Source organism: Stenotrophomonas sp. ATCM1_4, assembly GCF_004348115.1.
GTDB classification, from domain to species: Bacteria; Pseudomonadota; Gammaproteobacteria; order Xanthomonadales; family Xanthomonadaceae; genus Stenotrophomonas; species Stenotrophomonas capsici.
In genome coordinates, this window is the sequence record NZ_QPFB01000001.1 from 4,147,673 (window position 1) to 4,167,653 (window position 19,981).

At 62.8% G+C, this 19,981-nt stretch carries 23 protein-coding genes and 1 pseudogene; 15 read left to right on the forward strand and 9 right to left on the reverse strand.

Annotation, left to right across the window (positions count from 1 at the left end):
- Positions 1-90: 90 nt before the first annotated feature.
- From ATCM_RS18840 to ATCM_RS18850, 3 genes are all read right to left on the reverse strand, one after another.
- Complete coding sequence (locus ATCM_RS18840) at positions 91-267, reverse strand: hypothetical protein (protein WP_165931225.1); 177 nt, start codon at positions 265-267, stop codon at positions 91-93.
- A 188-nt stretch (positions 268-455) separates the two neighbouring features.
- Positions 456-1,034 carry an isochorismatase family cysteine hydrolase gene (locus ATCM_RS18845; protein WP_132865993.1) on the reverse strand — a complete coding sequence of 193 codons (579 nt, stop codon included), beginning with the start codon at positions 1,032-1,034 and terminating at the stop codon, positions 456-458.
- 23 nt (positions 1,035-1,057) lie between these two features.
- A complete protein-coding gene (locus ATCM_RS18850; protein ID WP_132865994.1) occupies positions 1,058-2,221 on the reverse strand; it encodes a zinc-dependent alcohol dehydrogenase in 1,164 nt (387 codons plus the stop codon).
- Between the two features lie 288 nt (positions 2,222-2,509).
- On the opposite strand from ATCM_RS18850, the gene ATCM_RS18855 reads away from it, so the two are divergent.
- From ATCM_RS18855 to ATCM_RS18865, 3 genes are read left to right on the forward strand one after another with little or no spacing between them, the layout of a single operon-like run.
- Positions 2,510-3,085, forward strand: coding sequence for a DUF892 family protein (locus ATCM_RS18855; protein ID WP_207911833.1), 576 nt, complete (start codon positions 2,510-2,512; stop codon positions 3,083-3,085).
- Between the two features lie 21 nt (positions 3,086-3,106).
- Complete coding sequence (locus ATCM_RS18860; RefSeq protein WP_132865996.1) at positions 3,107-4,090, forward strand: CorA family divalent cation transporter; 984 nt, start codon at positions 3,107-3,109, stop codon at positions 4,088-4,090.
- Between the two features lie 27 nt (positions 4,091-4,117).
- A complete protein-coding gene (locus ATCM_RS18865) occupies positions 4,118-4,771 on the forward strand; it encodes a DUF6766 family protein (protein ID WP_132866246.1) in 654 nt (217 codons plus the stop codon).
- A gap of 26 nt (positions 4,772-4,797) precedes the next feature.
- On the opposite strand, the gene ATCM_RS18870 is transcribed toward ATCM_RS18865, so the two are convergent.
- Both ATCM_RS18870 and ATCM_RS19190 read right to left on the reverse strand, forming a co-directional pair.
- Positions 4,798-4,989, reverse strand: coding sequence for a hypothetical protein (locus ATCM_RS18870; protein ID WP_132865997.1), 192 nt, complete (start codon positions 4,987-4,989; stop codon positions 4,798-4,800).
- A 96-nt stretch (positions 4,990-5,085) separates the two neighbouring features.
- A complete protein-coding gene (locus tag ATCM_RS19190; protein ID WP_165931226.1) occupies positions 5,086-5,229 on the reverse strand; it encodes a hypothetical protein in 144 nt (47 codons plus the stop codon).
- Positions 5,230-5,427: 198 nt separating this feature from the next.
- On the opposite strand from ATCM_RS19190, the gene ATCM_RS18875 reads away from it, so the two are divergent.
- Together ATCM_RS18875 and ATCM_RS18880 are read left to right on the forward strand one after the other, a co-directional pair.
- On the forward strand, positions 5,428-6,483 hold the full coding sequence (locus tag ATCM_RS18875; RefSeq protein ID WP_132865998.1) for a DUF3182 family protein: 1,056 nt from the start codon (positions 5,428-5,430) through the stop codon (positions 6,481-6,483).
- Entirely contained in the window at positions 6,473-7,276 is an 804-nt protein-coding gene (locus ATCM_RS18880; RefSeq protein ID WP_132865999.1) for an alpha/beta fold hydrolase, read from the forward strand. Before ATCM_RS18875 ends, ATCM_RS18880 begins: the two co-directional genes overlap by 11 nt.
- A 74-nt stretch (positions 7,277-7,350) precedes the next feature.
- Here the strand turns inward: ATCM_RS18880 and ATCM_RS19400 are convergent.
- Positions 7,351-7,554, reverse strand: a pseudogene (locus ATCM_RS19400) (VOC family protein); the annotation flags it as partial.
- A 206-nt stretch (positions 7,555-7,760) separates the two neighbouring features.
- On the opposite strand from ATCM_RS19400, the gene ATCM_RS18890 reads away from it, so the two are divergent.
- Together ATCM_RS18890 and ATCM_RS18895 are read left to right on the forward strand one after the other, a co-directional pair.
- Entirely contained in the window at positions 7,761-8,420 is a 660-nt protein-coding gene (locus tag ATCM_RS18890; protein WP_132866000.1) for a lysoplasmalogenase, read from the forward strand.
- Between the two features lie 52 nt (positions 8,421-8,472).
- Positions 8,473-8,850: an MmcQ/YjbR family DNA-binding protein gene (locus ATCM_RS18895; protein ID WP_132866001.1), complete on the forward strand. Its 378-nt coding sequence runs from the start codon at positions 8,473-8,475 to the stop codon at positions 8,848-8,850.
- 28 nt (positions 8,851-8,878) lie between these two features.
- Here the strand turns inward: ATCM_RS18895 and ATCM_RS18900 are convergent, their stop codons facing one another.
- The gene (locus tag ATCM_RS18900) at positions 8,879-9,424 is read right to left on the reverse strand and encodes an SMI1/KNR4 family protein (protein WP_132866002.1); all 546 of its coding nucleotides are present in this window, start codon (positions 9,422-9,424) and stop codon (positions 8,879-8,881) included.
- Between the two features lie 202 nt (positions 9,425-9,626).
- On the opposite strand from ATCM_RS18900, the gene ATCM_RS18905 reads away from it, so the two are divergent.
- From ATCM_RS18905 to ATCM_RS19490, 4 genes are all read left to right on the forward strand, one after another.
- Positions 9,627-11,201, forward strand: a complete 1,575-nt coding sequence (locus ATCM_RS18905; protein WP_165931227.1) for a serine hydrolase domain-containing protein — start codon at positions 9,627-9,629, stop codon at positions 11,199-11,201.
- 521 nt (positions 11,202-11,722) lie between these two features.
- Positions 11,723-12,196, forward strand: a complete 474-nt coding sequence (locus ATCM_RS18910) for a hypothetical protein (RefSeq protein ID WP_132866004.1) — start codon at positions 11,723-11,725, stop codon at positions 12,194-12,196.
- A gap of 353 nt (positions 12,197-12,549) precedes the next feature.
- The gene (locus ATCM_RS19485) at positions 12,550-13,029 is read left to right on the forward strand and encodes an alpha/beta hydrolase (protein ID WP_343145377.1); all 480 of its coding nucleotides are present in this window, start codon (positions 12,550-12,552) and stop codon (positions 13,027-13,029) included.
- A 39-nt stretch (positions 13,030-13,068) separates the two neighbouring features.
- Positions 13,069-13,377 carry a hypothetical protein gene (locus ATCM_RS19490; protein WP_343145378.1) on the forward strand — a complete coding sequence of 103 codons (309 nt, stop codon included), beginning with the start codon at positions 13,069-13,071 and terminating at the stop codon, positions 13,375-13,377.
- Positions 13,378-13,580: 203 nt separating this feature from the next.
- Here the strand turns inward: ATCM_RS19490 and ATCM_RS18920 are convergent, their stop codons facing one another.
- Entirely contained in the window at positions 13,581-13,970 is a 390-nt protein-coding gene (locus ATCM_RS18920; RefSeq protein WP_132866005.1) for a MerR family transcriptional regulator, read from the reverse strand.
- 73 nt (positions 13,971-14,043) lie between these two features.
- Between ATCM_RS18920 and ATCM_RS18925 the strand changes: the two genes are divergently transcribed.
- Positions 14,044-15,126: an SDR family oxidoreductase gene (locus ATCM_RS18925; RefSeq protein ID WP_132866006.1), complete on the forward strand. Its 1,083-nt coding sequence runs from the start codon at positions 14,044-14,046 to the stop codon at positions 15,124-15,126.
- Between the two features lie 338 nt (positions 15,127-15,464).
- On the opposite strand, the gene ATCM_RS18930 is transcribed toward ATCM_RS18925, so the two are convergent.
- Positions 15,465-16,358 carry a LysR family transcriptional regulator gene (locus tag ATCM_RS18930; RefSeq protein ID WP_132866007.1) on the reverse strand — a complete coding sequence of 298 codons (894 nt, stop codon included), beginning with the start codon at positions 16,356-16,358 and terminating at the stop codon, positions 15,465-15,467.
- A gap of 110 nt (positions 16,359-16,468) precedes the next feature.
- Between ATCM_RS18930 and ATCM_RS18935 the strand changes: the two genes are divergently transcribed.
- The 3 genes from ATCM_RS18935 to ATCM_RS18945 all read left to right on the forward strand — a co-directional run bounded on the left by ATCM_RS18935 (position 16,469) and on the right by ATCM_RS18945 (position 19,932).
- On the forward strand, positions 16,469-17,527 hold the full coding sequence (locus ATCM_RS18935) for an alpha/beta hydrolase (protein ID WP_132866008.1): 1,059 nt from the start codon (positions 16,469-16,471) through the stop codon (positions 17,525-17,527).
- Entirely contained in the window at positions 17,524-18,774 is a 1,251-nt protein-coding gene (locus tag ATCM_RS18940) for an MFS transporter (RefSeq protein WP_132866009.1), read from the forward strand. The genes ATCM_RS18935 and ATCM_RS18940 overlap by 4 nt, the downstream gene beginning before the upstream one ends.
- 525 nt (positions 18,775-19,299) lie before the next feature.
- A complete protein-coding gene (locus tag ATCM_RS18945; protein WP_132866010.1) occupies positions 19,300-19,932 on the forward strand; it encodes a hypothetical protein in 633 nt (210 codons plus the stop codon).
- The last annotated feature ends 49 nt before the right edge of the window (positions 19,933-19,981 follow it).

Consider the following 19,981-nt stretch of genomic DNA (forward strand, 5'->3'; position numbering starts at 1 on the left):
GGAGCGGGCTGCGCGGGGACTAGTGCGACGTCGCCGGCAGCAGGAAACGAGGCCACTCCATTGGCACCCGCGCGAATCCGCTTCTCCGGCCTAGACGAACAGGGCCTTCTCGGTGACCCCCATGCCGGCGGCAAGGCGCGCCATCTCGTTGGCGACCTTGATGCGTGGGTCACCGGTGCGGTCCGAGACAGTGAACATCAGCGCCTGGTAGGTTTGCCAGAATTCCGGCCCGCTGCCATGGGCCTTGTAGGCGGCGTGCAGCCGCATCCATTCTTCATCCGTCAGGTATTGTGCGCTGTATCCCATTTCGTTCTCCAGTGCGTAATATCCCTTGCGACCAACCTAGTCCGCATAACCTGTCTGAAGTGTTAAACGATATCGACCGATGTGGACGAGCCCATGCATGCAGGTTGCCTGAGCGTGCCTGCACGCCCTGAGGGTGGCATGACAGGCGCTCACGGAGGGAACAATCCGGTGATGGCACGCGTGGTCCGCACCTCTGCGTGCAGTGATGTGCGGATGAGCGTCAAGCCACCGGACTTCCGTGCAGGACTGATCGCCGCGACTGCATCGGTCGGCACCCAGAGCGCGTGTTCCCGCATGTTGGCATCCATCGCGGTGGCAATGATGCAGGAGTCCACGCTCAGTCCGGTCAGCACCAGGCGGCGCGCGCCCAGTTGGGCAAGCAGTACCGCCAGGGGCGTGCACAGGAACGCGGAGTGCTTCGGCTTGAGCACGTGGTAGTGATGCGCGGCGGGCGAGAGCAACCGGGCGATCCTTGCGGGGCCGGCTCCGGCCATCAGACAACGTGACAGCAGGGTGTGGAAGTCGCCCTGCCAGTGCGCGAAGTTGTCGTTCACGTAGATCACCGGCGCACCGGCCCGGTCAAAGCGTCGCCGCAGGCGGATGATTGCAGGCAGTGCGTCCAATGCCGCGGCCTGCAACTGCGGCCCGCCGTCAAAGTCGAACAGATTCATCATGTCGATGATGAGCAGGGCGTAGTCCCGCGGATTGTCCCTTGCCGAGGAATGCATGCGTTTGCCTGGGGGCTTCATGCTCAAGGCACCATGACCACTTTCCTGCAGTCTTCCAGGCGTTCGTCGAAGAGTTCGTATCCCTTGGCCGCGTCGTCAAGCGTCATGCGATGGGTGATGATGGCCTCCGGTGCGAGCCTACCCTCGCCAATGGCACGCAGGAGCGACGGCATGTGTGCCTGCACGTGAGTCTGTCCCATCCTGAAGGTCAGGCCCTTGTCGAACGCATCACCGAACAGGAAGCCATGGATGAAGCCGGCGTACACGCCCGGCACGCTGACGGTGCCGCATCGACGCGTGGCGGCGATGCACTGGCGCAGGGCCTTGCCGCTGGAGCCCTCGAGCTTGAGCGCGGTCAATACGGTCTCGGTGGTGCTGCCCTTGGCTTCGAAGCCCACCGCATCGATACTGGCATCGACGCCGCGCCCGGCGGTGGCTTCCAGGATGACCCCCGCAGGGTCCTCCGTGGCAGCGAAATCGATGGGCAGCACCCCGTAGGTAGCCTGTGCGAAGGCCAACCGGTAAGGGTGGTGGTCGACCATGAAGATCGTCTCCACGCCCAGCATGCGCGCGCATGCCGCGGCCATGCAGCCGACCGGTCCCGCGCCGAAGATCGCAAGCGTCGCGCCGGGCCCGACGCCGGCGTTGACCACGGCCTGGTAGCCCGTGGGCAGGATGTCGGAAAGGAACAGCACCTGCTCATCATGCAGCACGTCCGGCACCACGAGCGGGCCGACATTCGCCTTTGGCACGCGGATCAGCTCAGCTTGCCCCCCCGCGACTCCACCGTAGAGATGGCTGTAACCGAACAGTGCCGCCGGTGGCTTGATTCCCTTGTGGTTGATGGACGCGCCCGGGCCGCTGTTGCTGGTCTCGCACGCGGCGTACTCATTCAGGCGGCAATGAAAGCATGTACCGCAGGCAATCACGAAAGGGACCACCACGCGGTCTCCTGCCTTGACTTGCCGGACCCCGGTGCCGACCTCCTCGACGATGCCCATGAATTCATGACCAAGGATGTCGCCGTGCTGCATGCCGGGGATCCTGCCATGGAAGATATGCAGGTCCGAGCCGCAGATGGCGGTCGCGGTGACCCGCAGGATCATGTCGTCCGGCGCGACGATGCCGGGATCGGGAACCCGTTCGACGCTGACGCTGTGCGCTCCCTGGTAAGTGAGGGATTTCATCGTGGTTCCTTCGATGGCGTTGCATTGAAGCTGCGCCCTGCGCGATCAACGCTCCGTGAGCCAACGCGGGCGCAGGCTCACGGCTGCTTCACCGTCGCCGCGCTTCGCCCGTGGCACGCTGCCCGTGGCCTGACCCGCAGGTGGCATGAATGCGTGCGGTGAACATGCGCATCCGGTGCTGTATGCAGCAGGTTCACCACATCTCACGCGGGGTTATCGGAAAGCCGGTTACACCGGGTGCACCTCATCAGGAGAGCAGCCATGGCTCGTAGGACCGATAGTGCGCAGGTGACCGAACTGCTGCTGCAGGCATTGGAAACCGAGCGGGGCGGACAGAAGATCTATGCCGCTGCCCTGAAGGCGGTGCAGAACGATGACCTGCGCGATGAATGGCAGAAGTACCTGGAGGAGACGCGCGGGCATGAGGAGATCCTGACACGGGTCTTCGAGCAGTTGGGCTTGGACCTGAAGACGGAAAGCCCGGGACGCAGCGTGGTGGCGCATCAGGGCGCCGCGCTCGTGGACGCGATCGAGATGGCGATCAACGACGCTTCGCCCGCGGCGGCGGAGCTGGTCGCCGCGGAATGCGTGGTCCTTGCCGAAACCAAGGATCACCAGAACTGGGAGCTGATCGGCAGGGTCGCCGGGCGCGGGGGTGCCTCGGCCAAGGTGCTACAACAGGCCTATGAAGCCGTGGAGCAGCAGGAGGATCATCACCTCTACCACACGAAGGGATGGGCGCGGGAACTATGGCTGCAGAGTCTGGATATCCCGGCCGTGTTGCCGCCGCCGGAGGAACAGAAGGATGTGGAAACCGCGATCGGGGCGGCCCGCGCGGAGAAGGCGCGCAAGGACTATCTTTGAGCCGGCCCGGAGGACGCGTTCGTGGATACTGGAACCGTTCCGGCCTTCTGCGCACGCCTGTACCGTTCCAGTGGTCCGCCGCGCCCGCTCGAGCGCGGCGACCTGGGCCGATGCACGCCCGGTGACGATGAGCTGCTGTGGGTGGATGTCCATGCGCCCGACGGGGAGACCCTTCGCTGGCTCTGGCATTGCCTGGACCTGCCCGAGCGGGCGCTGCGCTTCGTCAACGATGGGAGCACGCCGGCCGTCGAGCGCCAGGGAGACTATTTCTGGACGCGCGCGGTGGCTATCGCCCCGGCGGACGGGAGGGAACAACTCAGCGGCGCGGTGCTGGTCTGCGTGGCCGGCCGCAACCGGGTCGTCACCCATCACACAGTGGGTATCGGCTTCCTGCACACGTTACGGGATGAGGACGATGCCGCGGCGATCGGCACGCTGACCGCCGAGAGTTTCGTTGCCACGCTATTGGACCGGCAGCTCGCCGGCTACTTCGCCGCAGTCAACGACTTCGAATGCGCGGTGGAGCACCTGGAAGCGGATATGCCGGGCAATCGCATCGAAGCGAACATCGGCGAACTCCAGCGCCTGCGGCGTTGGGCATCGAGGATGCGACGCATGCTGGCACCCCACCGCGAGCTGTTCGATGCCTTGTCGCGGCCGGACTTCCGTCCGTCGGAGAACCGTGACGCCGAGCGCCACTTCGTCGCGCTGGACACCCGGTTCGAGCGCGCGATGGACATGATCGAGAATGCGCGTGACCTGGTCATAGGCAGCTTCGAGTTGTTCAGCGGACAGGTCGCGCTGCGTACGGACGGGACCATGCGTGTGTTGACCTTCGTCACCGTCATCGCTGGCGTGCTGGCAACCTTCGTCGGTGCGCTGGGCATGAACTTCCAGGCAAGCCTGTTCGAGTCCGAGGACCTTGGGTTCTGGTCGGTGGTGGGCGGACTGGTGTTGTTCTCGCTGGGCGTGACCCTGTTCGCCCGCCACCGCCGCTGGTTCTGAAGTGAAGGGAGAAGCGCGATGCGCGTCATGTTGCCTTGCCGCTTCTGCAGGCAGAACGGCTTGTCATTGGTCCTGCTGGGGTTGTTCCTGGCGTTCCTTGCCGGGCAGATCGCAACCGGCTTCCATGCCAGCAATGCTGAACGGAGGGCGCAGGGCCGCCCTCCGGAACCCATGGCGGACTACCTGGAAAGCGGGCACTTCATCTCCGCGACGTTCGAGAACTGGGAGAGCGAGTTCCTGCAGATGGGCATGTACGTGCTGCTGACGGTGGGCCTTCGCCAACGCGGCTCGGCCGAGTCGCGTCCATTGGACCCGGCCAGGGAGGAAACGCGGATCGAAGCCGGGCCAACCCCCTGGCCGCTGCGTGCAGGTGGACGCTGGCGCTGGCTCTATGCCAACTCGCTGGCGTTGGCCTATGCCGGGCTGTTCCTGCTGGCTTTTGTCGGGCATGCCTACGGGAGCTGGATCCACGAGAATGAACAACGCGCGACGCAGGGCCAACCGCCGCAGTTGGTTACCGACCACATGCTGGGCGCGCAGTTCTGGTTCGAATCCATGCAGAACTGGCAGAGCGAGTTCCTGGCGGTGCTGTCCATCGTGGTCCTGAGCATATTCCTGCGCCAGGACAAGTCGCCGGAGTCCAAGCCGTTGGCATCGCCCCATTCCCAGACCGGGACCTGAGGTGACGCCGGCCCGACAAGACAACATCAACGTTGTCGCCGAGGGTCCACCGGCAGGCGTTCATAATCCTCCGGATGCGCGGTATGGTCGGCATCGGGCATGTCATGGTCCTTCCATCGCGCCTTGTCGTTGCGATGCTTGTCCGGGGTGTTGGCCTTGTCGTGGTCGCTGGCGCCGCTGGACGTCGTGGTTCCGGGGGTTCGATCACGGGATGTCATCGTTGAGCTTCCTTCGCTGTCATGCAGGGCGTGCCGCCACGCTGAACCCTCCGCCGGCACGATCCTTCGCGCCGGGTGGAGGGGCGGCGTGCTGTTTCATTCTTCTTCTTCGTGGTCCTGGCCTGGCGTCCTGCGTGGCTGTTCCTGTTCGCGCTCGTCGGGCGGGTTCTTGTTGGGAGTGGTCTGGTTGGTTTGCCCGAACCGCTGTTGTCCGGTATCCCGATCCCGTTGCGTGTTCATCTGCATGTCTCCGTCACGGCGCGTCGCCGCAGGTGCAATGTGGCCGCTGGCACGTTGGAGCAGCGTGCCTTTGCGTCAAGGGCGGCGCGACAAGTGTGACCACGCGCAACGGGTGATGCCCCTGGTACGCCGGTATCACCTTCAGGTAACGCCGCGCCGGCCTAGCATGCGTTGGCTGCCAGCCCAGAAGGAGCACGAATGCAGAAGCTTTCGCTCATATTCGACAGCAGCGCGGACTGCGCTTCCCATGAAGTTGCTGCATTGCGCTTCGCTGCGGCGCGATTGGCGGCACTGCTGCGGTTGGACTACGACGCGGCGGAGACGTCGCCAGGCGTCAATGGGCAGGGCTATCGCATTCCCATGTCGGCACTGTCCTTCGTCCAGGCCGATGCATTGCGCATCTCCGACGAATCGCATCTGTGGGGAGGCATCGTCCCGCACGCCTTCGTCGCGACCAAACTTGTCAGTCACCCGCTGTGGTCTGCCGGGGCTGCACGTCCGGAGGGCTGGCGGGCCGTCGACGGGATAGAAGCACTGACCTTGCCTGGCTACTCGGTGTTCTCGCGCGAGGATGCGTGGGCCGCTGGCTGCGCATTGCTCCAGGCAGGCCAGGTGCGGGTCAAATCCCCCTTTGCCCGTGGCGGCAACGGCCAGGTGGTCGTGGGCGACGAGGAAGCGTTGCGCCGCTGGTTGGCGGCATTGACGGACGAGCCGGTACGGGCCGGCCTTGTGCTGGAGCGGAATCTGCTGGAATCGAGTACCTGCAGTGTTGGCAGCTCTTGCCTGCCGGGGTACGAGATCGCGTACCGCGGCTCGCAGTGCACGGTTGCCGGCCCGGACGGGCATGACGTCTACGGCGGATCCACGTTGGAGGTACACCGCGGAACTCTGCAGACGCTGCGTACGGCATTCCCGGACGAGTCGGTGTGCATGGCCGAGGCCTATGACGCGCAGGTACGCGGTGCCTACGACGTACTGGCATCACGGCGGAACTACGACGTCATCGCCGGGGTGGACTCGCAGGGCATTCGCCATGCCGGCGTGCTCGAGCAGTCCTGGCGGTTTGGTGGAGCCAGCATGGCGGAACTGCTGGCACTGGAGTGGTTCCAGCAGCATCCACAGGACGAGGTGGTCAGTGCCGAGACCGTCGAGTCCTACGGGGATGGGATATTGCCTGCCGGAGCGGTGGTCTACGCCGAAGGCGGTGCGGGTATGCCGCGGAAGTACGCACGGGTCCTGCCACATGGATATTGAGCTGGACCATTGCCGCATCGGCGTCACGGCCTCCGAGACGGTCGAGGCGACGGTACTGTCTCCCCAGCGTGAGTTGCCGGGCGTGCTATTCGTGCATGGCTGGGGAGGCAGCCAGGAGCACGATCTCGGTCGCGCCAGGGAGGCAGCCGCGCTCGGCTGCGTATGCCTGACCTTCGACCTGCGCGGGCATCGGGCGATGGCAGCAAGCCGGGATACGGTTACCCGCCCACAGAACCTGCAGGACCTGTGCGCCGCCTACGACTGGCTGGTGCGGCAACCGCACGTGGACCAGGAGGCCATCGCGGTGATCGGCATCAGCTACGGCGGTTACCTTGCCGCATTGCTCTCACGGATCCGGTCGATCCGCTGGTTGGCGCTGCGGACCCCGGCGATCTACCTGGACAGGGATTGGGAGGCGCCGAAGCGCCAGTTGAACGCGGATCCGGAGTTGCCTTCCTACCGCCGGCGACCGTTGGCCGTGCAGCACAATCGCGCGTTGCAGGCCTGCGCACGATTCACCGGCGACGTGCTGCTGGTCGAGGCCGAACATGACGAAATCATTCCGCGACAGGTCATCGAGAACTATGCCAGCGCCTTCACCAAGGCGCGCTCGATGACGCGCCGGTTGATACGCGGTGCCGGCCATGCGTTCGACGACAAGAGCGCGCAGAAGGACTACACCGATGTGCTGGTGGACTGGATGACCGAGATGATCGTCGGTTCGCGAGGTGCCATCGCCGAGCGCAAGGTGAGGGAGTACAAGGACGAGGGGCGCATCGATGCATTGCGCTGAAGGGCAATCGATGGCGCGGGCGCAGGAGCACCGGGGCAGCTGCCTGCATCACGCGTGACCGGCAGTGGCCAGGGGTGCTGGAGGATGTTGACCAGCTTTCCCGGTGGATCCCTCACGTAGACCCGGCGCACGCCCCAAGGCTCGTCGGTGGGCCCGTACTCCAGCGTGATGTGGGCCCGTCGTACCCGGTGCAGGGCTTCATCAAGGTCATCGACCTCGATGGACAGATCGGGGACAGGAGTCCCGGTGCCGCCTTCACGGGCGAAGCTCACGTGCGACGAACACGGCCGTGTACGGGGTGGGGCAGAGGTACCTGGAGAATGAGGCTGCTGTCCGGCACCCACTATCCGGCGACATCGTTCATTGGCATGTCGACGCGACGCGGAACCGCCCGCGCAATCGCCACACGAGCATGACGCACTGGTAGATTGTGCGGCCTTGCCCGTCCCGCGGGCGCTGCATACGACCTCCAGCAGGAACGCCCATGTTGACCGGTGTGGGAATCACGATCATTGCGTGCCTTGCGGCGTGCGCGGCCCTGGTGGTGTGCGAGTACCGGGGATGGCGGCCGGGCCGGGCGATCTCCAAGATCACCGCCAGCACCGCGTTCGTCGCGCTGGCCCTGCAACTCGGTGCGGTGCATTCGGCCTATGGGCGCGTGATCCTCGCCGCGCTGGTGCTCAGCTGGGTGGGCGACGTGTTCCTGCTGTCACACCGGAACCGGCTTTTCCTGCTCGGCATCACCAGCTTCCTGCTGGCCCACGTGGCGTTCTCGTTGGCGTTCTCGTTGGTCGGGGTCCCGTTGCCGGCGCTGCTGGTCGGGCTGGCGGCCATGGCGGTGATCGGTGCCAGCGTGCTTGCCTGGCTATGGAAGCATCTGGATGGGTTCTACCGCGTTGCGGTCGGTGCCTATGTGCTGGCCATCGTCGCGATGTGCGCCTTTGCGATCGCCGCGAGCGCGGCGTCCGGCAACTGGCTGCTCGCGGGCGGGGCCATCGCGTTCGCCGTGTCGGACATTTCCGTGGCACGCGACCGCTTCGTGGCGCATCGTTTCATCAATCGCCTCTGGGGCTTGCCGCTCTACTACGTGGCCCAGGTCATCCTGGCGCTGTCGATCCAGCACGTGGCTGCCGCGGCGGCCTGAACGGCGGCCGGTCGTGGTGCCCCATTCCCCTGAGATGTACGGGAGAACACCGATGGACGTGGAACAGGTCAAGCAGCACTGCCGTGCCTACCCGGGCGCGACCGTCAAACTGCATGGGCCGCCGGGCAACGTGCTGGCGTTCCAGGTGGGGGGCCGCCAGTTCGCCTACTTCAAGACCAGCGCGCCGGAGCGATGGCGCTTCAGCCTCCGTACCACCTCCGAACGGTTCCTGGAGCTGACCGATGTGCCCGGCATCAAGCCGGCCCGCTACATGGCCAGGTTCCACTGGGTGACCATCGTCGACGTCGCTACGGTGCCCGCCGGTTATCTGCAGGAACTGATCGGCTGGTCGTATGCCAAAGCATTGTCGGGGTTGTCCCGGCGGCAGCAGTCGATCATCACCGGGCAGCTGCCCGCGAAAGTCCAATGACGGGAGGCGTGCGCGTGCCGGGAACACGCTACCGCTTCGGGGCTGTCCGGACGTACTCCTGCTGCCGGTCCATGAGCTCGGCAATCTCCGCAGCGTAAAGTTCAGCGATCGGGGCATCCAGGCGTTGTATTTCGCCGTCCATGACCAGTACCGAGCCGCCATCGCGGTCCACGCCCCAGATCCGATCGTGGTCCCCCAGCACCTTGAAGACCGGGGCAACGCCTTCCACCTCGAGGTCGCGCAGCGCCGCCGCCGCCGTGGTGAGGCTTGCCCACTCGGGCAGGTCCCCGGTATCAAAGCCGAACAGCATGACGCCGCGCCAGGACTTCCAGGCAGGGCCGACCGAGTAGAGCTCCGGCTCGGGCCAGAGTTCGGTCCGGGCAACGACGAGCAAACCGTTGCTCTTCCGCGAGAAGGCGACGAATTCGGGCGGGAGCGGGGCGTCAAGCACAGCCTCAACTGCTTGTACTTCCGCATCACTCGGCGGCTGCGCGGCAATCGCCTCGAAGGCAGCCTCGTCCACCGGGCCGAGGGCGGCCCATATCTGTTTGTGGAACTGTTCGATTGGAGTCATCGTGATTCTGGTGCTTCTCGCCGGGTACGGCCGGGCCGCGGGAAGCCCTTGTTCTATCACGCCAATGCTTCGAGAAGGAACGTAGTGGCCACGACATTCTGCCAGCATCGACGGGGTTGGATCGAAGACGCGAACTTGAACCCAGCTGACAATGGCGCGGACCTGGAGGCCGGGCCCGCGGGTCTTTCGTAGGCCATCAGTCATGGCAATCGCGGCCGTTCGCAATGATTCGGCACGGCTACACTGCGCTCTTTATGAATGGGATATGTGGATGCCGCGCGCCATCTTGCCCCTCTCGCCGAAAGAAAGCCGATCCTTTCGGCGCGCCATTCTTGTGGCAGCAGGCTTCCTTGCAGCGCTGCTCGTTGTTTCCGGACCGGCCAGGGCAGAGGCAGGTCCCGCCGAGCTGAAACAGTTGGTGGACAGCTACGCAGCGAACCGTGACTTCAATGGCGTGGTTCTTGTCGCCCAGCATGGGCGCATCCTGTATCGCGGCGCCCATGGGCTGGCCAACCGGGAATGGCAGGTGCCCAATGTGGGCGAAGGCGTGTTCCGCATTGGCTCGTTGACCAAACCAATCACCGCCATCCTGGTGATGCAGTTGGTGGAGGAGAACAGATTGCGGCTGGAGGGAACGCTGGGCGACTACCTGCCGGCGCTCTACGCCAACACCCCCGCAGCTTCGGTCACGGTGGCACAACTGTTGAACCATACTTCCGGCGTCGCGGATCTGCCGCGTAGCTACGAGGACCCCTGGTGGAATACACAGGCACGGCTGTCGTTCGATCCAGAAGACTTCGCGAAGGCGTGGATACCCGGAACCCTGGTCAGCGCGCCGGGGGCGGAGTGGCGATACAACAATAACGGCTACTTCCTGCTTGGCCTGGTCATCGAGAAGGTGACTGGCGCCAGCTATGAGGCGAATCTGCGCGGCCGGATCCTGGACAGGGCAGGCATGAAGGACAGCGGGCTGTATCACGCCAATGACCTCATTCCACGGTTGGCGACGGGGTATCAAACCCGGCCTGACCTCAGCCTGGCACGGCCCATGCCGATCGATCCGAGCGTCTCGTTCGCTGCAGCCGGCCTTTACTCCACGGTTGACGACCTGCTTCGCCTGGACCGAGCCCTCCAGGGTGATGTGCTTCTGGCAAAACACTCCCGGCAGGCCATGTGGACAGACCACCGCTCGAACTATGGGTACGGCTGGGAGGTGGAGAACTTGACCCTGCCGGCGGGTGGCACCTACAAGGTGGAATCACATACGGGCAGCGTTCCCGGCTATCAGAGCTACTGGCTCCGCGCCGAGCATGACCGGTCGGTGGTGATCATCCTGGACAATTACTGGCAGGGTGAGACGGTAGCGACCTTGGGCAAGGAATTGATGGCAGTGCTCCACGGCGAGCCGATTGCGCTGGCCAGGAAGAGCCTGGGCAACCTGCTGATACCACTGGCCACGTCGCAGGGCGTAGCGGGCATGACCCGGGCCTATGAAGGGCTGGGTGCGGCCGCCAGCGAATACGATACTTCCGAGAAAGCACTGAATTCGCTGGGCTATCGCCTGTTGAGAATGAAGCGCGTGCCGGAGGCCGTGACGGTTTTCCAGTGGAACGCCAGCGCGCACCCGGAATCGGCGAATGTCTACGACAGCCTTGGCGAGGCTCATCGTGCCAACGGAGATCGCGACCAAGCGATACGCAGTTACAAGAAGGCCGCCGAGCTTGCGCCGAGTGATACGCGCATCCCCGGGATTCTGAAAGCGCTTGAAAATCGCTGAGTGCATGCGTGTTGGAGCTATCAGCTTTCCGGGGCTGGCCCCGAACCATAGCGGCCATTGGTGCCGCGCCGGCGCCTAGCGCTGGGTCCCGGTTATACGCCGGCTTGTTAGCCAGACCCTGCCGCCCTAAGATCGAGCCGTACCAAGGAAAAGCCCGCCATACGGTGCTTTGTGGATAGGTTGTATAACCGGACCCACGGGTCTGTCTTTTAGGTAGTTAGGCACAAGATTGTCATGACAGACTCTTCAGAGCAGAAGTACAAAGAAACGGCGACTTGCGAGCCGCGCCAAGATGAGGGACTCATTTTCATCAAGGTTGTGGCAATGCCTCATGAGGATGCGGTGGAGTTCGACGTGGCTCGGGCCCGTTCGTTTGCACAGCAAATCCTATCGGCAGTCGAGGTTATTGAGGCTGGCTGGGTAGGAAAATCAAAGGGCCCACATGATGCTTGCAGCGCCTAGCAGTTCATTCAAGCCGACGCCGCTACGCGGCGCGGCTTAATTCCGGATTTAGCCGGCAGATGAAGATATTCTCCAATCTGACACTCGCCCTACTTCTGGCCAGTCCCAGCATGGTGGCCTACGCTCACGAAGAAGCGGACGAATTCTGCTCGGAGCTTGAGAGCTTCTTGATATCTGTGAAGCCGGAAGAGACTCGCGGCCTCACCTTGCGCACGTTCTGGGGTGCACGGGTAGAAGGTGACAACATCGTGATGGGCTCGAAGACCTGTGAGCACGACGATTATGAGCCCGGCAAGAACTTGTGCAGTTACCTGATGGAGCACAGTTCCACGGAGTTCGCTGGTTACAACGCCAAACGTATCCTTAACTGCCTGGCTTCTGCGCCAGGAATAGGCCAGGACGTAGACATCCATAGTGGATCTTTCTCAACTACATTTGGCTCGCCAGATCGTGGGGCATTGGTAGATCTCGATTTCCTACCGGACAAAGAGGCTGGAGAGATGGTTCTTCGTTTGCAGGCAGATGGCTACTGAGCCGCTGCCCAACAACTCATACGAGCCGAACCCGCTTCGCGGGTCCGCCTAATTCCCGAGCTGGGTCGCCTGAAATCGGCGTATCGAATCGGTCGCATTCGAAACCAACGGGCTGCAAGTACGTAGTTCCCACGAAGGCGTTCGTTCGCAGCACTGATGGCTGCGGTACAAGCGGGGCTGCAGGGTGATTGCCGGGGGCGCCACGCCCATGACTTCCAGCATGGAGTCATGGTGTTATACCTCACTACATTACCAGCACAATTCGACGCAGAGTCGTTAGGCAACCGCGCCGAGGCAGGCGCGCGCCTTTCATCCAAGGGTGGTTGCGTGCCCAGGCACGGAGGAGTCGAGTGATGAGCAAGGTCGTGAAGACGTGGGTGATGGCCGCCCTGATCGCCGTAGCGGGGGCTGCACAGGCGGACGGTACTTCCGTCGAGCGGGGCGCGTATACGCTCAAGGCGGAGCAGGCTGGGACAGGCCCGGTCGTCGTCTTCGAGTCAGGCTTCGGGCAAGGCCCTGACGTGTGGAAGGACGTGATTGCTGCGCTGGGGAGCGGTTATCGCAGCATCACCTATGCGCGCGCAAGGCAGGGCGGATCGGGCAGCGATGGGCAGGCCAAGACCATCGACGCGCATCTCAGCGATCTTGGTGCCGTGATCAACAACCTCGCTCCCGCAGACAAGGTGATTCTGGTGGGGCACTCCTACGGCGGCCTGCTCGCCACCGAGTTCGCACGCCGTCACCCGGAGCGCCTGCAGGGCTTGGTGCTGGTCGATCCGACCACGATGGGGCAGCGGCATGCCCTCAAACAGGCCGACAGCGCACGGGTCTAGGCGGACGATGCCAAGCTACTGGGGATATTGCCGCCCACATTGGCCGCCGACTATCAAACGCTGGTTGCACAGTTGGACGCGCCCGATGCGGCCACGCCGCGCACGATGCCGGATGTACCGGTCGCGCTGCTCACCTCCACCCAAGTTGCGGCCAAACCTTTCGTCCTTGAAGAAACGGTGCAAGGCAAAGCCGTCTGGAAAGCCCAGCATGTCATGCAGTTCGCGGGTTTCGCACGCGGCTCCCACCGCTACTTCGCGACCGGCCACAACATCCATCGCGAAGATCCTGCTGCAATCGTGGACGCCATTCACGCCGTTACAGACAGCGCCGCGTCTGCCGTGCACTGATTGGACGTATGCCGAGTGACGCGCTGGCTTGAGACCTGGTGAACAAATCTGGGCCTCCGGCTGCATCCGGAGCGCCCATTGTTGGGGTAGGGCAGAACTCCACCCAAAAGCGGACATCCGCCCCCCTTACCGGCGCGAGCTTGCGGTGGTCTTGATGCCGCATCCTTCCGACAGGGGATGCTCCGGACGGTGATGTTGGCTGCTTACTCGGACAGATTGTGCTTAGCCTGAAGCTCTAGTTGTCTGGCCGCACTGGCGCTGAGCGTTGCGCGCTCCTTGTTCAAATACTCATGAATGCTCTTGAGGCGGGACATTTTGCTTTCAATATCCGCCATCTTCCTGGAGATGATTGCGACGCCTGCAGCGCAATCGATCGCCTTGCTGCGTCGAGCACTCAGGATTTCGCCGATTTCTCCAAGGGAAAAGCCCATGCCCTGCGCATGCTGGATGAACTCCAAATCCTGCAGCGTCTGCGCCGTGTAGACACGGTAGTTGTTGGTTCGCCGTGACGGCGAGATCAGGCCGATCTTCTCGTAGTAGCGCAGGGTATGGCGGCTGGCGCCACTACGGGTCTCGAGCTCGCCGATTCTCATGAGGAAGTGCTTGACTGTAGAGTTAGGTCGACAGTTTACACTCGATTTTTCACCCTACCTAAGGAATGAGGAAGTGAGCGTCGAGTGTTTTGTCACGGGGGGAACCGGCTTCATCGGGCAGCATTTGATTGCATGCCTGAGTTCAAAAGGTCATACAGTCCGGGTGCTGATGCGTCGCCCGGAGCGCCTGGCCGCGTTGCGCGAGCAAGTCGACCGATTGGGAGGGGTTGTAACCAAGGTCTTTGCCGTAGCCGGCGACCTTGCTCAGGAGAACATTGGGCTGAGCCATGCGGACCGGGAAGTGCTAAGGCAATCCAGGGTCGTGTTTCACCTGGGCGCCCATTTCGCCTGGGGGCTTTCAATGGAACAAGCCCGTGCGGTCAACGTGGAAGGCTCAAGGCGCGTGGCACTACTGGCCGCAGAGCAGGATAGCCGCTTGGTCATGTTCGGTGGCTTCATGCTGAAAAATGCTGGACATCTTCAACGCATCGGAATCGACATCGCCCATCCAGAGCTGACCAACTGGTCCGCCGTCTATCGTCGTGTGGGTGCTTACGAAGGAAGCAAGCTAGAGGCGCATTTCTCGACCTTGGGAGTGATGTCGGCCGCGGGAGGGGAGATGGCCGTTATCCATCCGGCTACCGTTTGCGGCCACAGTCGCACCGGGCATATTCTCGACGGCCAGCCGCTGGCCGAATTGATTCGCAATCTTGTGCTGGGCAAGCTGACGGCTGTACCCGGCACTGCCGACCATTGGCTGCCGCTGGTCACGGTGGATGATCTGGTTGAGCTGGCGGCGGCATGCGCGTTTGATCCTGCCATGGCTGGAAAGGAGTTGCTGGCGCTCGACGGCCAAAGCCCCGGCTTGCGAGAACTCCTGACGGAGGTGGCAACACAGCTTGGCGCAAAACCGCCAAAACACCACGTTCCTCTTCGGCTGTTGAAACTCCTGCTGGGCATTCGTCCCATTGCGCGCTATTTGAATGCGAGTGCCGAATCCTTGGACTTCATACAAACTGCGCATTTCAACACCGCAGAGGTTGAGCGATTCCGCCATAAGCATGGGATAGCCAAGCCGGATATGCGTCAGTCCCTCCGTAACACCGCAGTATTCGTCGAATCAAACTACATCACTGGAGGCCGGGGCATTGCATGAGTACTCCGTCAAACCTCCTCCTGCAACGGCAAGCGGTCGGCATGGCACCACGGCAGGAATGCCGCCACGGATGAAGTCCCATTCTCCGGATGGCTGCGGGCCAGGGGCGAATCTCGGGAGCGTCGTGGCGCGGGAAATCCCATCGGCAGGGCTGGCTACAGCAAGCGCTGGCTTGGGAAATCGGAAGATGTCGCATTGATAGCAGCTGCTCCCGTCGGGAGCGGCATTCAAGCAGGTCGGGGGCTATGGTTGTTTATCGGGGGTAGGGCAGGTATCCATTTCCAGCCGATACAGGACACATAAGGGCAATTGAGACCGCACCCCGCATCGCCCTCACATCATGTATCCCGCCTCAACCACGCAACCAGTGCCGCAAATGCGGGCGACGGTTGCCGACGGTTCGGGTAGTAAAGGTGATAGCCGGGGAAGGGCATGCACCACCTGTCCAGCACAGCCACCAGCCTGCCATGCGCGATGTGCTCGGCCACCAGTGGTTCCGGCGCGTACGCCAAGCCCAGGCCATCCAATGCGGCATTGATGACGTGGATCATGCTGTTGAAGACCAAGGGTCCGTCGCCGCGCACGGTGAACTCCTTGCCCTTCTCTTCGAACTCCCAGGCATAGATGGCGCCATTCGGGCGATGCCGGATGTGCACGCAGCGGTGTCGGGTGATGTCGGCAGGCTTCCTGGGCTTGGGATGCTTCTGGAAGTAGTCGGGAGATCCAACCACAACCAGGCGCCAATCCGGGCCGACCCTGACAGCAATCATGTCCTTGCTCAGGGCCTCTCCGAGTCGGATGCCTGCATCGAAACGTTGCTCCACCACATTGGTGAAGCCGTAATCCACGTAGAACTCAAGCGTGACGTCCGGGTACTCGGCCAGGAATCCGGCAAGCCGCGGACGGATGATGGTCTCCATGGAATCATCCGTGCAGGAGATTCGTAGCGTTCCAGCCGGCCGGTTGCGCAGGTCGCCCAGCGCTTCCACGCTGGCTCCGATGGCCTCGAAGTGCGGCGCAATGGAGCGCATCAGGCGCTCACCTGCTTCAGTGGGGGAGACGTTGCGGGTGGTCCGGGCCAGCAGGCGAATGCCCAGGCGCTCTTCCAGCAGCCGCATCGAATGACTCAGCGCAGAAGGCGTTACCCCAAGGCGAACGGCCGCCTTGGTGAAGCTCTGCTCCTGGGCAACCACCAGGAACGCCTGCAGATCATGGGTCTTCACGGTGCTCATGGACCAATTGTGAGGAAAACTCAACAATGCATCAACTTTCAGCCGGCTTATCGGAGTAAAGGGCGGAGCCTATCGTGGCGATCTGAATCCCCAATCGAGGCCCTGCGTCCATGAAACGCACCACGCTGCTGCTGGCGCTGCTCGCCAGCCTCTACCTTCCGACCTCCGCCATGGCCGCTGACATCGCGGCGCCAGTCCAGCCCCCAGGGGCCGACAACTTCTACCGCAGCCCCACGGTCAAGGGGGAGCGCGTCACCTTCCAGAACCAGTACCAGATGGAGGTGGTGGGTACCCTTTACCGCCCTCAGGGCGTGCCTGGCGGCAGCCGTGCCCCTGCCGTGGTGGTTGGACACCCGATGGGCGCAGTAAAAGAGCAGAGCTCCCAACTCTACGCGCAGAAGCTGGCCGAGCAGGGTTTCGTAACGCTTGCGATCGATCTTTTCTTCTGGGGCGAGAGCGCCGGTGCGCCGCGGCACCTGGTGGCTCCGGAAATCTATTCGGACGATATCAGTGCGGCCGTGGATTTCCTGAGCACGCAGCCTTTTGTGGACCCCAACCGCATCGGCGGCCTGGGCATCTGTGGCAGCGGCAGCTTTGTGGTCAGCGCCGCCAAGATCGACCCGCGCATCAAGGCCATCGCTACGGTGAGCATGTATGACATGGGTGCGGCGGCAAGGCAGGGGCTGAACAATGGCCAGTCGCTGGATCAGCGCAAGACGGTGATCCAGTTCGCGACAGACCAGCGTCTGGCCGAATTCAAGGGCGGGGCGCCGGTGTTCGTGCCTGGCACCGTGAACAATCTCGATGCTGACACGCCCCCCAATCAGCGCGAGTTCTTCGACTTCTACCGCACCCCGCGCGGCGCCTACACGCCCGAGGGTGACAAGGCCGAACTGACAACCCAGCCGCTCTTCAGCAGCTTGGTCAAATTCATGAACTTCTATCCCTTCAACGACATCGAGACAATCTCGCCCCGGCCGATGCTCTTCATCTCCGGCGAAGCCGCGCATTCCCGCGAGTTCAGCGAAGACGCCTATCGAAGGGCAGGGCAGCCGAAGGAGCTCTACTGGGTGAAGGACGCCGGTCACGTGGATCTGTACGACCGTACCCACCTGATTCCCTTTGACAAGCTGACGTCGTTCTTCCAGCGCGGTCTTGCAGCGAAATGAGCCACGCCTACGCCACTGCAGATCGCGCCTACTGGGGCGGTGTACTCGCGATGACGCTGTGCGTCTTCGCGTTGATCGCCTCTGAGTTCATGCCGGTGAGCCTGCTTACACCCCTGGCGGCAGACTTGGGGGTAAGCGAAGGCCTGGCAGGGTACGGGATTGCCATCTCGGGTGCATTTGCGGTGCTCACCAGCCTGTCGATCTCCCGGTTGGCGGGCAACATCAATCGACGAACGCTGCTGCTGATGCTCACCGCATTGATGGCGGTGTCGGGGCTGGTGGTGGCGTTGGCCCCGAACTATCTGGTCTACATGACCGGCCGTGTGCTGATTGGCGTGGTGATTGGTGGTTTCTGGTCGCTGTCTGCTGCAACGGCCATGCGGCTGGTGCCCGCTGCAAAAGTCCCGCGCGCTTTGGCGATATTCAACAGTGGCAACGCGCTTGCAACAGTCGTTGCGGCGCCATTGGGCAGCTACCTGGGCGGCATGATTGGGTGGCGCGGTGCATTCCTTTGCCTTGTGCCGGTCGCTGCCGTGGCCTTTGCATGGCAATGGGCATGCCTGCCTTCCATGGCCGCAGAAAGCCGGCGAACACATGGCGGGGTACTTGCACTGTTGCGGGAGCGTGCAGCGGCACTGGGCATGATGGCCTGCGGTGCCTTCTTCATGGGCCAGTTTGCCCTGTTTACCTATGTGCGACCTTTCCTGGAACGCGTGACGCGTGCAGGAGACACTGCTGTTCCGCTGGTGCTGTTGGCGATCGGTGTAAGCGGCTTGCTGGGCACGCTTGCCGTTGGGGCATGCATCAGGCGCGGCCTGTATCGCACGCTGGTGAGCATTCCCGTTTTGATGGCGCTGATTGCATTGGCCTTGGTTCCACTGGGCCCCCATCTTTGGCCTACCGCCGCATTGCTCTCGGCATGGGGCCTGCTGGCCACGGCGGCGCCGGTGGGCTGGTGGAGCTGGCTGGCCCGCACGTTCACTGATAACGCGGAGGCCGGCGGCGGCCTGATGGTAGCGGTCGTGCAGTGCTCCATGGCGCTGGGCGCCGCCGTCGGCGGACTGCTGTTCGACAGCTTCGGCTTTGCCAGCACGTTCCTGGCCAGTGCCGGCCTGTTGCTGGTTGCCGCAATGCTCGCGTATGTCAGCGCGTCCACGCCGGGGCCGGGTCAACCCGGCTCGCCATATCGGCGCGAATCTGGGCGTGACAAGCCGGGAAGCGACGGCGACAAGCCGTACTTCATGTAGTCGCTACAGGAAACGAGCGGCTTCAGGAGTATCTTGCATGTCGATGCTGGCGGTCGCTCAGCGCGAGGGAGCGACCTGCTCAGCCGCCAACATAGGGCATGACTCATTGCCCACACCTGGGTGGTTGACCGTTGCGGTGAGCAAGCCGGAAACGGTGCACGCTTTCGCCGGCGAGACAGGGAAGCTCCGTCAGCCCCCTGGTGACAATGTACGCTGCCTACAACCCCTGACCAGCGGTACGCTCGCATCCGCATTTCACAGTATCCGCCGCTGGCCAAAAGCGGATACCCGGCGCACAAGGAGATTAGGAAAATCTATAGGGGGCAGGGGAGGGCTGCTTTCAGGACCCGACGTCGACAGTGATTGGGAGAATTTTCCCCAACAACTTCCAAGATTATCCAGCGTTCGTAGCTAGCAAGGCACCTGCGATCGGGCGGCTGCTCCATCCCGGTTTCTGCGGTCAAGCAGTCGAAAAACCCAGCTATGATTCGCTAAAAATCCAGCCAGTGAAGGCGAGGGAGAGAGATGCAGGAGCTTGTACTCAAGTTGGCAGGAAGCTTCGGCCATAGAGTGGCCGGTGAGATCATCGTCGTCTTGGCCGTACTGCTGTTTCTGCTCTTCAAGGGCCTTTACTCGCTTAGCAATGACCGCGCTAAGGCCAGACAGGAATTCCTGCAGCTCTGGGACTTTGAGCGCGCAAAGCGTGATCCTCTCTGGTGTGAAGTGTTGATTCGTCACTACTGCCGTGAGTTCCTGCCGGCCCGGATTATCATCAACGTAGCTTCCAACTCCCAAGCTGCGGACACCCTATGGGCCTTGAGCCATTCGGTGCGGTTCTTTCAGATGGATGATGGTTTGGTCCGATGGAAGAACAGGCATTATGCAAAGGCGATGTACGTGCAAATCGGTATCGCCACTGGTTTTGGACTCTACTTCCTGCTGGCAATGGCCGCGATGCTATTGCTGCTATTGAGCTACCGTGGTCTTGTTACAGCTTCGAGCGCTGAGCTGGTTGTGAAGGCGTTCGTTGGATTACTTCTTGGCGGTCTCGCCATCAAGGCCCTGGATTACGGTCTTGAGCTTGCAAGCGCGCGCAGAAACTTTGCCAAGATCCAGAGAATGCAACCTACATTGGTTCCGGAACCGGTGGGAGGGTAATCCCCCCGCAGATTAGCTGACGCCAAAAGTGGAATTTTCTCGTACCCTT

What these genes read in the sequence shown, in the direction of transcription:
- ATCM_RS18840 (WP_165931225.1), bottom strand. Translation starts at nt 267, where the DNA reads ATGCGGCTGCACGCCGCCTACAAGGCCCATGGCAGCGGGCCGGAATTC.
- ATCM_RS18845 (WP_132865993.1), bottom strand. Translation starts at nt 1,034, where the DNA reads ATGCATTCCTCGGCAAGGGACAATCCGCGGGACTACGCCCTGCTCATC.
- ATCM_RS18850 (WP_132865994.1), bottom strand. Translation starts at nt 2,221, where the DNA reads ATGAAATCCCTCACTTACCAGGGAGCGCACAGCGTCAGCGTCGAACGG.
- ATCM_RS18865 (WP_132866246.1), top strand. Translation starts at nt 4,118, where the DNA reads ATGTTGCCTTGCCGCTTCTGCAGGCAGAACGGCTTGTCATTGGTCCTG.
- ATCM_RS18870 (WP_132865997.1), bottom strand. Translation starts at nt 4,989, where the DNA reads ATGACATCCCGTGATCGAACCCCCGGAACCACGACGTCCAGCGGCGCC.
- ATCM_RS19190 (WP_165931226.1), bottom strand. Translation starts at nt 5,229, where the DNA reads ATGAACACGCAACGGGATCGGGATACCGGACAACAGCGGTTCGGGCAA.
- ATCM_RS18875 (WP_132865998.1), top strand. Translation starts at nt 5,428, where the DNA reads ATGCAGAAGCTTTCGCTCATATTCGACAGCAGCGCGGACTGCGCTTCC.
- ATCM_RS18880 (WP_132865999.1), top strand. Translation starts at nt 6,473, where the DNA reads ATGGATATTGAGCTGGACCATTGCCGCATCGGCGTCACGGCCTCCGAG.
- ATCM_RS18890 (WP_132866000.1), top strand. Translation starts at nt 7,761, where the DNA reads ATGTTGACCGGTGTGGGAATCACGATCATTGCGTGCCTTGCGGCGTGC.
- ATCM_RS18895 (WP_132866001.1), top strand. Translation starts at nt 8,473, where the DNA reads ATGGACGTGGAACAGGTCAAGCAGCACTGCCGTGCCTACCCGGGCGCG.
- ATCM_RS18900 (WP_132866002.1), bottom strand. Translation starts at nt 9,424, where the DNA reads ATGACTCCAATCGAACAGTTCCACAAACAGATATGGGCCGCCCTCGGC.
- ATCM_RS18905 (WP_165931227.1), top strand. Translation starts at nt 9,627, where the DNA reads ATGGCAATCGCGGCCGTTCGCAATGATTCGGCACGGCTACACTGCGCT.
- ATCM_RS18910 (WP_132866004.1), top strand. Translation starts at nt 11,723, where the DNA reads ATGAAGATATTCTCCAATCTGACACTCGCCCTACTTCTGGCCAGTCCC.
- ATCM_RS19485 (WP_343145377.1), top strand. Translation starts at nt 12,550, where the DNA reads ATGAGCAAGGTCGTGAAGACGTGGGTGATGGCCGCCCTGATCGCCGTA.
- ATCM_RS18920 (WP_132866005.1), bottom strand. Translation starts at nt 13,970, where the DNA reads ATGAGAATCGGCGAGCTCGAGACCCGTAGTGGCGCCAGCCGCCATACC.
- ATCM_RS18930 (WP_132866007.1), bottom strand. Translation starts at nt 16,358, where the DNA reads ATGAGCACCGTGAAGACCCATGATCTGCAGGCGTTCCTGGTGGTTGCC.
- ATCM_RS18935 (WP_132866008.1), top strand. Translation starts at nt 16,469, where the DNA reads ATGAAACGCACCACGCTGCTGCTGGCGCTGCTCGCCAGCCTCTACCTT.
- ATCM_RS18940 (WP_132866009.1), top strand. Translation starts at nt 17,524, where the DNA reads ATGAGCCACGCCTACGCCACTGCAGATCGCGCCTACTGGGGCGGTGTA.
- ATCM_RS18945 (WP_132866010.1), top strand. Translation starts at nt 19,300, where the DNA reads ATGCAGGAGCTTGTACTCAAGTTGGCAGGAAGCTTCGGCCATAGAGTG.